Origin of the sequence: Vibrio sp. MA40-2 (assembly GCF_047302445.1) — a bacterium.
GTDB lineage: Bacteria > Pseudomonadota > Gammaproteobacteria > Enterobacterales > Vibrionaceae > Vibrio.
Window position 1 is genome coordinate 209,978 of sequence record NZ_CP178627.1, and the last position, 13,705, is coordinate 223,682.

General features: G+C 38.8%; 13 protein-coding genes. 7 read left to right on the forward strand and 6 right to left on the reverse strand.

What is annotated here, in order from left to right; genetic code table 11:
- Positions 1-19 precede the first annotated feature (19 nt).
- The 3 genes from ACLKML_RS00800 to ACLKML_RS00810 are packed head-to-tail and all read left to right on the forward strand — an operon-like array spanning position 20 to position 1,905.
- Positions 20-937: a M14 family metallocarboxypeptidase gene (locus tag ACLKML_RS00800; protein ID WP_413283199.1), complete on the forward strand. Its 918-nt coding sequence runs from the start codon at positions 20-22 to the stop codon at positions 935-937.
- 5 nt (positions 938-942) lie between these two features.
- A complete protein-coding gene (locus ACLKML_RS00805) occupies positions 943-1,398 on the forward strand; it encodes a GNAT family N-acetyltransferase (protein ID WP_413283200.1) in 456 nt (151 codons plus the stop codon).
- 18 nt (positions 1,399-1,416) lie between these two features.
- The gene (locus tag ACLKML_RS00810) at positions 1,417-1,905 is read left to right on the forward strand and encodes an HAD family hydrolase (protein ID WP_413283201.1); all 489 of its coding nucleotides are present in this window, start codon (positions 1,417-1,419) and stop codon (positions 1,903-1,905) included.
- 100 nt (positions 1,906-2,005) lie between these two features.
- Here ACLKML_RS00810 and ACLKML_RS00815 read toward each other — a convergent pair whose 3' ends face one another.
- Together ACLKML_RS00815 and ACLKML_RS00820 are read right to left on the reverse strand one after the other, a co-directional pair.
- On the reverse strand, positions 2,006-2,401 hold the full coding sequence (locus ACLKML_RS00815; protein WP_317715680.1) for a VF530 family DNA-binding protein: 396 nt from the start codon (positions 2,399-2,401) through the stop codon (positions 2,006-2,008).
- A gap of 181 nt (positions 2,402-2,582) precedes the next feature.
- Positions 2,583-3,473, reverse strand: coding sequence for a helix-turn-helix domain-containing protein (locus ACLKML_RS00820; protein WP_413283202.1), 891 nt, complete (start codon positions 3,471-3,473; stop codon positions 2,583-2,585).
- Positions 3,474-3,587: 114 nt separating this feature from the next.
- On the opposite strand from ACLKML_RS00820, the gene ACLKML_RS00825 reads away from it, so the two are divergent.
- From ACLKML_RS00825 to ACLKML_RS00835, 3 genes are all read left to right on the forward strand, one after another.
- Complete coding sequence (locus ACLKML_RS00825; protein WP_413283203.1) at positions 3,588-6,161, forward strand: glycoside hydrolase family 3 N-terminal domain-containing protein; 2,574 nt, start codon at positions 3,588-3,590, stop codon at positions 6,159-6,161.
- A 418-nt stretch (positions 6,162-6,579) separates the two neighbouring features.
- The gene (locus tag ACLKML_RS00830) at positions 6,580-6,795 is read left to right on the forward strand and encodes a hypothetical protein (RefSeq protein WP_413283204.1); all 216 of its coding nucleotides are present in this window, start codon (positions 6,580-6,582) and stop codon (positions 6,793-6,795) included.
- A gap of 319 nt (positions 6,796-7,114) precedes the next feature.
- Positions 7,115-7,921, forward strand: coding sequence for a fumarylacetoacetate hydrolase family protein (locus ACLKML_RS00835; protein ID WP_413283205.1), 807 nt, complete (start codon positions 7,115-7,117; stop codon positions 7,919-7,921).
- Positions 7,922-7,933: 12 nt separating this feature from the next.
- Here the strand turns inward: ACLKML_RS00835 and ACLKML_RS00840 are convergent, their stop codons facing one another.
- The 4 genes from ACLKML_RS00840 to ACLKML_RS00855 all read right to left on the reverse strand — a co-directional run bounded on the left by ACLKML_RS00840 (position 7,934) and on the right by ACLKML_RS00855 (position 12,681).
- Positions 7,934-8,236: a YkgJ family cysteine cluster protein gene (locus ACLKML_RS00840; protein WP_413283206.1), complete on the reverse strand. Its 303-nt coding sequence runs from the start codon at positions 8,234-8,236 to the stop codon at positions 7,934-7,936.
- Positions 8,237-8,496: 260 nt separating this feature from the next.
- Positions 8,497-8,706, reverse strand: coding sequence for a cold-shock protein (locus tag ACLKML_RS00845; RefSeq protein WP_272140489.1), 210 nt, complete (start codon positions 8,704-8,706; stop codon positions 8,497-8,499).
- A gap of 474 nt (positions 8,707-9,180) precedes the next feature.
- A complete protein-coding gene (locus ACLKML_RS00850) occupies positions 9,181-10,332 on the reverse strand; it encodes a JmjC domain-containing protein (protein ID WP_413283207.1) in 1,152 nt (383 codons plus the stop codon).
- Between the two features lie 249 nt (positions 10,333-10,581).
- Positions 10,582-12,681, reverse strand: a complete 2,100-nt coding sequence (locus ACLKML_RS00855; protein ID WP_413283208.1) for a DUF3466 family protein — start codon at positions 12,679-12,681, stop codon at positions 10,582-10,584.
- A 397-nt stretch (positions 12,682-13,078) separates the two neighbouring features.
- Between ACLKML_RS00855 and ACLKML_RS00860 the strand changes: the two genes are divergently transcribed.
- The gene (locus ACLKML_RS00860) at positions 13,079-13,477 is read left to right on the forward strand and encodes a VOC family protein (protein WP_413283209.1); all 399 of its coding nucleotides are present in this window, start codon (positions 13,079-13,081) and stop codon (positions 13,475-13,477) included.
- The last annotated feature ends 228 nt before the right edge of the window (positions 13,478-13,705 follow it).

Below are 13,705 nucleotides of genomic sequence, written 5' to 3' on the forward strand. Positions count from 1 at the left end.
CTAATATGAGAGTGAAACGATGAACGAATTTTATCCCATAGGGACGAAAGGAAAAAAATGGGGCGAAAGAGAAAAGAAGCAATGGCTAGAGAATATTACGCCAATGAGAAGCTATCAGGATGAAGTGGTTGCTAAAATCGTTGAACTAGCTGACCGTTTTCTGGTTGATCAATATGGTTTGATTCAATACCAAAACAAATCTTATCCGCTTTATGTATTAAAAACACTTCAATGGGATCCAAGTAAACCAACGGTACTTATTACCGGTGGAGTTCATGGTTACGAAACCAGTGGAGTGCAAGGCGTGTTGCTGTTTCTCAAAGAGCAATCTGAGTGTTATCAAACAGAATTCAATTTTTTAGTGGTGCCTTGTGTTAGTCCATGGGCATACGAAGTAATCAATAGGTGGAATGCGTTAGCCATTGATCCAAACCGCTCGTTTTATCCTGAGAGTCCTGCACCTGAAGCGGCGGCTCTGTTAAAGCTCGTTGAAAAGTATAATGATACTATTCTTGTTCATTTCGATTTACACGAAACTACCGATAGTGATGAAAGTGAATTTCGTCGAGCATTAGCCGCACGGGACGGTACCGATTACCTTCAAGGTGAAATTCCAGATGGTTTTTATACAGTTGCCGATTCAAATAATCCTCAAGCGGATTTCCAACAAGCGGTCATCCAATCAGTCAGTAGGGTTACTCACATTGCTGAGCCAGATGAAGACGGCAATATTATTGGTTCGACAGTGATGCAACATGGGGTTATTCATTACCCGATGAAACAACTTGGTTTATGCGGGGGGATAACAAATAGTCGTTTTAGTACAACCACTGAAGTCTATCCTGATAGTGACGGCGTCACAAATGATGAATGTAATCGAGCTCAAGTTGCGGCTATTGTGGGTGGGTTGGACTTTGTAATTAATCAAAGAGATTAGACACTATGTTGATTAAAATTGATGATTTAACTAGTGGCGATGTCGTGAGGTTATTGCAAGAACATATGAAAGATATGCTGGCGACCTCTCCTCCAGAAAGTGTACACGCTCTAGATGTTGGTGAATTGAAAGCCTCGCATATCACTTTTTTTAGTGGATGGGAGCAAGGTTCATTATTGGGCTGCATTGCTATTAAAACGTTAACGAGTCAGCATGCCGAAATCAAATCGATGCGAACGGCAACGAACGCTAGAAACAAGGGAGTGGGCTCTGCGTTATTGGAGTATGTGATAATGTTCGCACGAGAACAAGGTTATCAAACGTTAAGTCTAGAAACTGGATCGATGGCTTTTTTTAAACCGGCCAGAGAACTCTATAAAAAGTATGGATTTGAATACTGTCAACCTTTTGCAGATTATCAACTTGATCCTAATAGTCGATTTATGAGCAGAACGGTATAAGTAATTAGGAGCGATAACATGAAAATTGTGCTTTTCGATTGGGGCGATACCTTAATGATTGATAACCCCAACCAGACTGGCAAAATGTGTTTGTGGGATCAGGTCCAGGCCGTTTCTGGTGCTAAGCAGACATTGGCGTTACTAAGCCAAGATTATCGAATTTTTGTCGCGACAAATGCAGCCGATTCTTCGGTTGAAGATATTAAAATCGCGTTTGATCGCGTAGAGTTATCAGATTATATTGAGGGCTATTTATGTAAAAATAATCTGGGAGTAGGTAAAGGTTCTAGTGAGTTTTTTCAAGCGATCTTACAGACATTATCTGTCAATGCGACGCAAGTTATAATGGTTGGCGATAGTTTAGAGAATGATATTTTTCCTGCGCAACAACTCGGTATAGAGGCGATTTGGTTTAACCCGTCTGCAGAGTCTCATTCGAATGCAGTCACAGTAAAACAAATTAAACAACTGCCCGAATTGTGCCGTTTGCTTTATCGCATAGCCTAAGCGACTCTAATTTGATAATTGAGTGTCAACGTTAATAAAAGCGTTGATACTCAATTAGGCTTGGTAAATTTTATACTAAAATACGGATAGTAAACTTATATTATCGGCGAAAATTTTTCTCACGTGCTTTTTTAGCTTTATAGTCTGAAGCGGCTTTTGCTTGAGAGTCTAAAATGGACTCGACAGTTAATTTCATCGGTTCTTTTGGTTTAATGTGCACCGGATAGGTTCGCATGCGTGGTGGAATCTCTCGCTCTGCTTCTGTCGGTTTTGGCATTCTTTTAAAGCGAGATAGATAAAACGCTTCAAGTTTTTCTCGTGCCCATTCTGATTTTCTTAAGTACTTTACAGTGCTAGCGACAGAAGGGTTAGTATGAAAGCAATTAAAACGCATGGCGGTATCCAATATATCCCAACCATAGAAATCAACTAGCTCCTTGACCATATCTTCAAGTTTTAAACCATGTAGTGGATTGTTTTGTTGTTCTTCTAACATCTGCTTGCCTTAATTCGGTTACGATTTATATCAATTGCTAAAGAGTTGGTTTTTACTGGTGTAGTTTGAATAGATTGTTCTATTTATACAATGTTTAATTTTGTTTGATCGTGCTTCTATTTGAATTAGCCGCCAGGTTAGCTAATGCTTGGCGTTGTTAAACTTGGATCATATTTGGTCATCAAACAATAAATACAGGTTCAGACGTTTTGTCCTTACGATATTGACTTGGATTTTGCCCAAATTGTGCTTTGAAACATTTTGAAAAATAATTGCTATCTGAGTAGCCAGCTTGGTCTGCTATTTGTTGAATAGTTAGTTCTGAATCAGAGACTAATTGTTGGTAAGCGTAATTGAGTCTTTTATCTTTGATATATTTATTTGGCGTGGTTTGTAAATACAAACGAAACAGTCTCTCTAATTGCCTAGTGCTTACATATGAGGCATTGGCTATTTGCTCTGTGCGTAAATCGTCGCGTCGAAAATGTTCTTCCAAGTAAACTAATGCTCGGCTTAGTATCATAGTCGAGCTATTCATTTGCACATTATCACCTTGATAAAATCGAGCTAGCGTAATGACTAATTGCTGCAGTGTCGCGGTTAACATGGTTTCAAATCCTGTTTGACCATTGCTGTATTCGTCGTCAATGGTTTGGACAATGCGTTCTACTTCGGCGTACTGGTTTGAATTTAAGTTTAACTTTGCGGTGTAGTCAGCTTGTTGCCTTGCTAGCGGTTCGATAGTAAATAGCGCTTGATAGCCGGGTAATAATTTAAGGGATGAATTTTCAAAAAGAGGTAAGTGTGATTCAAACATTAGATTGATCAAAACCAACTCATCTACATTGGTAAAACCGTGTTCCACTTGGCCATTAATGACGAACACATCTCCTTGAGAGAGAGGATAGCGGTGATCCGCAACCGTATGGGTAGCGGTACCTTTTACCACAATAAACAGTTCTGAAAAATCGTGACAATGTGAAGGGAAATCTTGATAGTGAGTTCCATGAGTTAACGCAAATTTTAAGTGTGGGTATTTCAAATGGGTTTCTAAAGTATAGATCAAGCTCATGTCGTTTATTTCCTCTTTTGTGTCGTTATATTAGCAGAATAATACTTATATTGACGATAATATTCGCTTATTCGGACGTATCGACTTACGGTCTTTTACTATTAGGAACAACTTATGACATCGCCATTTATTACCCCATACTTTCTGGATTGGCCAAAAATTCAATCTGCAATTCAAACCGATGCGTCACAAGAAGCTGAAATTAAACGTATTGTTGGTTTAATGACCTTACAAGAGAAAGTGGGTCAAATGATTCAGCCAGATATTCGAGGCATCTCTATTCAAGAAGCTACCGAGTATAAAATAGGGTCAATATTAAATGGTGGTGGAGCCTGGCCCAATGAAGATAAACATGCTTCAGCCGAAGATTGGGCAAGTAAGTCAGATGAGTATTGGTTTGCAGTAGAAAAAGCCTTTGAGGGTAGGCCGTTTAGAATTCCATTCATGTGGGCGACCGACGCCGTTCATGGGCATAACAATGTTTTCGGTGCAACAGTTTTTCCGCACAATATTGGCTTAGGGTGTGCCCGTGATCCAGAGCTGATACAACAAATTGGCCGAATAACGGCAATAGAAATTGCCGCGACAGGATTAGACTGGACATTTGCACCAACGGTAGCAACACCAAGAGATTTACGTTGGGGCCGAGTCTATGAAGGCTATTCAGAAGACCCTGAAATAGTCTACAGCTATGCAGAAAAAATGGTTCAAGGTTTACAAGGTTCAGCAGAACAATTAAAAGGTGACAAGCATGTTATCTCTAACGTGAAACACTGGGTTGGCGATGGTGGTACTTTGATGGGAGTTGACCGCGGAGTGAATAACTACAGTGAAGATCTGCTAAGGAATATTCATGCTATGGGGTATTTTAGTGGTTTAAATGCAGGTGCTCAAGTCGTTATGTCATCGTTTAATAGTTGGGATGATATGGCTAACTATGACTTTGCACCGGAAATAGAAGGTAAATATAACCATAAAATTCATGGCAGCAAATATCTTCTAACCGATGTTTTAAAAGACAAAATGGGATTCGATGGATTAGTGGTAACCGATTGGCACGGTCATTCGGAAGTGAGTAAATGTACCGACGATGATGCCAGTTATGCTATCAACGCAGGTAACGATATTTTAATGATCCCTGTACACAAACATTGGTTAAAGGTATATCACAAGACCATCGAAGATGTGAATGCTGGAATTATCTCTTTAGCTAGAATAGATGATGCGGTAGCACGTATTTTACGCGTCAAGATGCGCGCAGGTTTATGGGATAAACCGCAGCCAACGCATCGTAGTTATGCTTGTAACCAAGAATTACTAGGGGCAAAAGCGCATCGAGAAGTTGCTCGTGATGCTGTGAGAAAGTCGTTGGTGTTATTGAAAAATAACAATCGTGTTTTGCCTCTTAAGAGAGAACAAAAAATCATATTAACTGGTAGTGCGGCGGATGACCTACAAAAACAATCAGGTGGTTGGAACTTAACGTGGCAAGGTGATGAGAATACGCTAGCGGATTTTCCTGGTGCAACCACGGTTAAAATGGCCTTAGAAGAAGAACTTGGGCAAGATCAGATCATTTATGATCCTGAACTGCAATCTTCGTTTAGCAACGGGGATGTTGCTATAGTCGTGTTTGGTGAAGATCCTTATGCGGAAATGATGGGCGACATTAAGGCTTGGCAAACGTTAGAGTTTGCCGCACTGAAAAGAAGCTACAAAGCCGATTTAGAAAAAATACGCCAACTGCATACCGCTGGTGTAAAAGTTATTTCTATATTCTTTAGTGGCCGGCCTTTATACGTCAATGAAGAAATTTCTAAATCGGAAGCGTTTATAGCTGGGTTTTTGCCGGGTAGCGAAGGTCGTGGGATCACCGACTTGTTAATTGCCGATGAATGTGGTGAACAACGCTATGATTTTGTTGGACGTTTATCATTTAGTTGGCCCAACAAAAAGCGCAGTACACGAGTGCATCGAATGCCAGCTCACATCCCAGGTTATGTTGTTCCCGATAATGAACAAGATCCAACTGGCGAACATAAGCCTTTGTTTGAATACGGTTATGGGCTTAGCTATGGCGATGTATTACACGGCCGATATTTAGATAATCTACCATTGGATATAGAATCTGAAGGGGAGGCTAGCATCGCTGCACACCCTATTCATATGTTTGGTGTTGAGGCGACAGTTGGTGATTATCAATTAAAAATTTCAGACTCATTGCATCCAATAGGTATCGATGTTTCTAGAAACAACAGTTTGCAATTGACTGATATTAGTACGTCTCCGTTTAATTACCAGCAGCAACAAGATGCGGTAAAAGTCGAGTTTAAAGGCCGTCTAGCTTGCCTTTATCTGCAAACTAGTGATGGAAGTTCGGAAGATCTATCTGGTTACGATAATCATGTTGGGCAAATTTGTTTTGATATTAACGTCGAGAAAATGGCTGATAAGCCTGTCTATTTAGCCTTACAAACCTTTATGGATAGACATGAACTAAATAGTGCTCCGCACATTGAGATAACTTCGTTTTTACCTAACGTGGACGAAGGATTTACTACGGTATCTATTCCATGTGAGCAAATATCACGTCGCGGTGTGGATTGCCGTTATCTTGATACTCCATTTATGCTCTTTACCGAAGGGTCGATGACAGCGATTATCGCCAATATACGTTGGAATATTTAGCTTTAGTTTTGGCTATAACGATTTACTTTTCACCCTAACGATCGATAACAGGGCAATATTTAGTTAATCGTTATGGCTTTAAGCCTATCTCATTATCGTGGTACGGCAAAAGTTGTGATGATTAATTTTGGTTTTTTTGCAAGATAAACATAGCAGCTATACTTTATGACGAAATTATTAATTTTGAGATTGATTGAATCTTGCCCTGCCATATTTATGAATTAGTCAATTAAATAAGCGGCTAATATATAATTAACAAATAAATGAGTAGGTTATATTATATACAAATAATTCTGTTATTCATTAATCGCTAATATAAAGACGAATTTGGTAAAATTAGTACTGCTATTCTGATTTGACGCTAGCTAGATCTCTTTCTATGGTTAATTATCACTTAACCAAATAGAGGAATATGCACATGAGAAGAAACAGTAAAACCTATCGATTTCAATTAATTAAAGAAACGGCGGAAAAACAGCAACGATCCCACAGTGCAGATCCCATGGTTCGACATATTCAACATTTGTTAAGTGACCATCCAGATAACGTCAATGAAAGCGCAGTACCTCACCGTTTCTCTGGCCATCATTACGACTCTAGTATCGATGGTTGGGTAAGTGACGATTGGTCATAGCGTATTAGACGATTAATATTGACGTCTCATAAAACGTATCGTTAAGCGAACAAGGACAGTCACCTTTAGAAGAACGTTAATATCATTTTTGCGTATATTAGGTAAACATTGATCCTATTTAATACCCGCAACGTATAAGTTGTTATCTATGTATTGAATGTGGATTGTATGACCAAACTCGATAGCGTTAATTTTAGGCATAAACAAGCGAAGCTTAATTGGTATGGATAGACAATACGAGTTGAGTAAACGAGTTCTGTCTGGATAAGGCAACAGAGTAATGGTTAACCGCCTAATTAACGATTAAAAAGGATTTATCATGAAATGGATTATCGCTAGTTCGCTGCTATTGTGCTCTTTTAGCGCGTTGGCCAATATTGAAAAATTTGTTCGATATGCCGATAACGGCTCGGTAAAATATGGTCAAGTAATTGGCCAGAATGTCTATCCTGTTGAAGGTAACGTTTTCGACCAGTTTACCTTATCGCAAGAAAAGATTGCCTTAGAGAGTATTCAGTTGCTTATTCCAACGGTACCGGAAAAAGTTTTCGCCGTCGGTATGAATTTCGCTAGTCATTTATCGTCACCTTCTAATCAAGCCCCACCACTTTTTCTTAAGTTACCATCATCTTTAATTCTTTCTGGTGAGGTAATCCAAGCACCTAAAGACGCGAACAATGTACACTTTGAAGGGGAGCTAGTGATAGTGATTGGTAAACAGGTTAAACAAATTGAGCCAGCTCAAGTAAAAGAGGCTGTGTTTGGCGTTCTAGCCGGCAACGATCTTACTGAGCGAAGTTGGCAAGGTCGAGATTTACAATGGATGAGGTCGAAAGCATCAGACGGTTTTGGTCCGATATCCAGTATGATTACTCGTGGTATTGATTATGAAAATGTTCTGTTAACTACACGACTAAATGGTAAAGTGGTGCAACAAGAGAATACAAAAAACATGATCCACAGTGTTGATAAAGTAGTCAGTTATTTAAGCCAATATTTTACTTTAAAACCAGGGGACTTGATTTTTATGGGGACACCGGGTAGAACACAAGCGTTATCTGACAAAGATACCGTTTCTGTTAGTATTGACGGTGTTGGAATGGTAGAGAATAAGATTCGTTTCTAAACGAATGCATCATTACAAACCCAATCCCAAAGCTCGTTCGTCTTGACACTCGAATGAGCCCATTTCAAATTCACGACAGACCCAAGGTCGATTTTCGTAAATAGTACACATATTGGTTTCGCGATCTAATGCAGAACATTTACCATCATCAAGTTGGCGCATTGTTTCTGCTCCCCATTGATCCACTTGTATGTGCTCTTCTGGTACGCCAGTATCGGTAAGTATCATTACTTCTAGTCGGCAGCAACACGCTTTGCAATCTGCACAACTAATGCTGGGATCAGGTAGGTATTCAATATCAATATTGGTCGTCATAGTGTTATGTCGGTTATCAAACTGAGTTAATTTTGCTTAGGTTCGTAGAATAATGCAAATAAAATGCTCTGTCTAAAGCAGAGTATCTAAAACAAAACTAATTTGTGAGATTTGAATTAAGAATAAGATTAGAAAAGAGTCAAAATAAATTATTAGATGTTTATAACAAGAGAATAAAACAGATAAGGAGAGGAAGTGAACAACTTAACTAAAATGCTGTGCGAGCAGCAGGTAAACCCGAGCTCGCACTAATCCTAAACTTATAACGCAGTAACGTTAGCAGCTTGAGGACCTTTTTGACCTTGTTCTACGTCAAAAGAAACTTTTTGACCTTCAGCAAGAGTTTTGAAACCGTCAGAAACGATTGAACGGAAATGTACGAATACATCTGCGCCGCCGTTGTCTTGAGAAATGAAACCGAAACCTTTAGATTCGTTAAACCATTTTACTGAACCAGTTGTTTTTGACATGGTAATACCCTTTAATAAATTCATTTTAAATTGCGATAGCACTGAGAGCTCAAATTATTCAATGTAACTATGAAGCCAAGGAAAAAACAAAGGATACAACGTAAAGGTGATATTCTGAGGATTTACTTTTACTAAACATATTCATTAATAACCCTGTCTACCAGAGCGAGGGATATAATATAGTAGTTTCAACAAATGTAAAGAGATACTTTCTAGCATTCGGTTAAATAGTGAAATATTAATGATTATGGAGACCTAAGTTATTTACAAGAACATTGGTTGAGTGATCATTTTATCTATCACATGGTGTTATTAAGACGATTATTTGCAGTGTATTGCAGTGTATTGCAGTGTATTGCAGTGTATTGCAGTGTGTATTGACGACTCCCTCACCGAAAGGTAATGAGGGAGGTGGCGCTGTAAAATTTTTGTTTGCTATCTGATTCTTCGCGCATAGTAAACAACTTGGCTCAATTACTCTTCACTGTACCAGTAACCTTTATTGACTAGAGTTTGGATTGTTAAAACAGTGTCGTTAGTAAGATTTTCATCCACTAATTGGTCCTTAAGCTGTACTAAGGATATTGTATCTTGATTACATAAAATCGATGTGAGCGACGTTTGTTGCGCCTGAAATACTTCGCCATTGATATAACTTGTATCAGGATCCTCTTGTAAATAGATCGCTCTTAAACCATCTACTTTCTGGAAGTGATGGCCTGATTGCAAATATTGAATAATTTCATCTGCTTGCCATGTAGGTTCCGGAATGATGATATTTAATTGGTGCCGCGATTGACTAAGCATACAACCCATAAAATCTTGTAAACGTTTTTTGTCGTTTAGTGAAGAACGCAACGCTGTAGTTAAAGAATTGAAATCATTAGTCGATATTTCAGCAAAATTCTTTTGCGTAGTTAATTTGGGTGTATCTACATGAGTATCACCAATATCATTGGCTAACACATAATCGGCAAAATTACTGAGAAGTTCTTGCTCCTTTGGTGAGCGGAATCCGACTGAATAACTCATGGATGGTTGAAGTGCGTAGCCATCGTGTGGAAACCCTGGTGGGATGTACAAAATATCCCCTGGTTCGAGAATGTCATCTATAACGGCATCGAACGATTCTATTTGTCTCAATGCACTGGCACGACATGTTTCAACATATTGGCCAGTGTCTTTCTCTCCAACTCTCCAGCGGCGTCTACCTAAACCTTGGATAATAAACACATCGTACTGGTCAATATGTGGCCCAACGCCTCCATCTTCAACAGAATAGCTAATCATGAGATCGTCAAATAGCCAATTGGGCATGGTTTTAAATGGAGTAACTAGTTTTGCCGCCTCTGAGTGCCAATGATTAGCCGCCTGCACAATTAAGGACCAGTTCGTTTCTGCTAACGAAACGAATTTATCTTCGTTGAAAGGGCCGTGTTCAGCTAACCAATTATTATCAAGATTGGATACAAATCTTGAATCGACTTCTTCTTCCATGCTAAGGCCGGCAAGTTCTTCTGGGCTGATAGGATCGTGGAAATTTCTGAAGCCACCCTTAATTATGGTGGGTTGTTTTTGCCAATATTTTTGCAAAAATTCGTTAAGAGAAAAGGAAAGTTGGTACATTGTGTAAACTTATAATGTTAAAGGATAGAACATTGTAACAGTGTATGGGTCAATATTAGAAATTTAAGGGGTTAGTTAGTACTTCTTGTCTCTTAGTCGCTATTACCCCTTGCCTATTAGCTAGGTTTGAACCGCCGTATAGTGTCAACTTAAACAGCGGTTTAAGTAAATAAGGCCTACTTATTGCTTAATAAAAAAGGCAATTAGCAATGTAGTATGGTAAGCCTGAATTTATTTGAGTTCTTATTATTATTGTTGGTGTTTGGTCCAATATCTGTATGGTATAGCTACAATTAGACTTATTAACCACAACCAATTAACACTGCCACCACTGCGTGACACGGTGGTCGTGTCTTCCTCTCGCTCCGAAATGTCATCGCTGGTTGCGCCGTTAATCGGAATAAGTTTAACCGCAGTAATGCGTTCATCGCCGTCGCCTTCGTTGCAGTAAGCCCAGTGGTCTGTCGAATCATATTCGATAGATGTCGCACTATCTTCAGAGGCGAAGCATTGAGTAGCCGTTGCAGAGATCACTCCAGCGTCGTTAATGTCACTGGCATCAAATATCCTAAAATGGTTATTACTAGAACTATAAGTACCTCCATTGGTCAGATCATCTAACCACCATGCTTGACTGGCAAAACGTTCAAATCTTGTCGTATCGGTTCCGGTATCATAATAAGGATAAATGAAACCGCGGTGATCTCGTTCTTTTCCACCAACTTCGGTCGCTGATTCAGCATCGACTTGACCGACAATTTCATTATAATTATTAATCGCTTTCGGTGTTCCTCCCGCGCTGCTAAAAAAAATACTCTCTCCGTGAGAGGTAAAGAAACTGGCTACTGGTTCAGTGTCGTTTGCGTCAGTAATAAACATGCGTTTTCCCGCCGAATTACCTGATGGATAATCACCATCTCGTTTAGCGTAGCCAATGACCAATAAATTTTGGTTTATATCGGTTGCAACCGAATTGCTATGAATGTATGAATCGTCCACTTCAACCGTGGCATCTTCAATAAAAGTTGTCGTCCATGCCTTGTCTTCAACATTAAAGCCAGTCGTGCTCGTGGGGAGAAAAATAGCAGCTTGCATTACAAAAACATCATAATCATCGTCTAGTTCCGTATTGTAACCAACCAAGACAGGTAAGCTTGAGTATGTGCCAGCATTAGCAATAGTGGCAGCACGGACACTTCCTTGGGGTGACGCATAATTATCATCAATGACATAATTATCATCGTCGGAATCGGTCTCCCAATCGGCGACAGCAAATTTATTGCTGTCTTCATTTGGATCTATTCCTGTAGACACATTCCAAATAAAAGCGCGTGTGGCGAAGCTAAAGTTTTGACATTCAGGATAAAATGCCGGTTCGTCATAACTAAGGCAGTTATACACAGACTCTTCATCAGTGTCATCGGTATAGTCAGAGTCATAATCCTTATCATCGTCATCTTCATCGTAATAAAACGTTGCCACAGAAGCGCTTCCAACGATGTAACTTTGGTCATCGTAAGTAAACGAATCAAATGCCATGGTTTGTCCCATCTGCGCAATGATATTTTGTTCATCATCAGAACTACCGTAATCAATACTGGTATCCGCTTCAGGTTCTAAAACGTTTTGTGTGCTCGAAGTAGCGTAATATCCTCGGCTTCGATATAACTTAATATAAGCGTTATCATAAGCATAATAACCACTGCTGGTATTGCCTATAACGTAATCAGTACCGTTTAGATCGGCAAGGGTGTTGACTACTTTATCATTGGTATCTTCAACAAATGAATAATAATAATCACTTTCTGATGGGGCACTACTGCCTGAATCGGGCACAAAGGTTAATGTGTCAGTATCATAAAAAGCGGTGTTATTGGTTTGATAATCGGTTGTGTAGTAAGCCTCTCGCTCGTTTTGTAGACCACCTATATCGGTGTCAGTATTACCATACCAATGATTATAAGCCCAAGATTCACAAGTAGAATAGCCAAGTTCTTCATCACAATAATCTTCTATGTCATCGTAGTCCAAATAATAGAACCCATTATCGATTGCAAAGGGCACTTCTTCTTTGTAAGAGAATCCCTCTGTGCCATTAAAGGTCTCACCTGCAAAAGAATAAGAATCATCCGAACATTCTGTTGAAAAACAATCGCTATTATTTTCGCTTGGTTCGACGGCGATACCGTACGATTCCACACTGTCGGTCGGAGAGGTTACCTCAATTACTCGGTAAAGAGCGGAATAAGACGGAAGTGCGAACGTTAACAAAGAAACTGAGAGAGATAATTTAGTGGTTAAGTCAAAGGCCTTGAATACACAGGCGGTGTTAGAGGATGTTTTTTGCATTTACACTATTACTTTAGAGTCATGTCATATAAACGACTAAAATAAGGTTAAATTTTATAGGAAATGTGGATAAATTAAGGAGTTGAATGGCTAAAAGCTAAAAGCCTAGCAAAACAGTGAATGCTAAAACTCATTTTATGCGAAACAACTTAGTCGGTATAGAAATGCAAAAATGAATTGTCTATTTTAAAAAATGTGAACTGAAACATGTTTTATTGTTTTTACCTGCGAATTAAATGAGAACCTATACCACCCAGTTTAGAATGTTGATATTATAATACAATATGATTTTATGTATATTCAATTACCAAGTCCCCCTTGATTATTGAACGAATTGAATGACGATGAATATAGTAATAGACGTCGTTTATTCTGATTTTTGCCTTTGAGGATGACCATGATTACAAAAAATGCAGTTTTGCGTGTCGCTAGAATGACCGACAATCTTACAGAAGTGTCTGAGATGTATAAAAAAGCACTGGGTTTTGACGTACTATCTGAATATAAAGATGAAGATGGATTTGATGCTATTGTTTTAGGGCATAAGAATCATAGTTATCATTTGGAGTTTACTACAAAGCCGGTAAAGGGTAACAGAGAATTTCAACTCTCTGATACTTATATGGTTTTTTATATGCCAGATACTCGAGAGTGGGAATGGGTGTGTCGATCGATGATTGAGGCCGGTTTCAAGTATGTCGAAGCAAGAAACCCTTATTGGAAACGAGTTGGTAAAACGTACGAAGACACAGAAGGGTACCGTGTTGTGATTCAAAATAGAGATTGGAGTGAATAACTTACATTAAATAGTAATGAAGGTCTTTCCAGATCTTCATTATTGTCGATGAATATAACCTCCAATAAACTTTCGCGGACAAATTGCCTCATAATCAGAATTATTTCTGCAAAATTCTTTGTTTCAAATTCTCTTTTTTAACTCATTTTAAAATCAAATCATTTTATTTCTTCTATTTAATATTTTTATGTTACGTAATCAATACAGTCTGTATAAAGTCTAACTGTA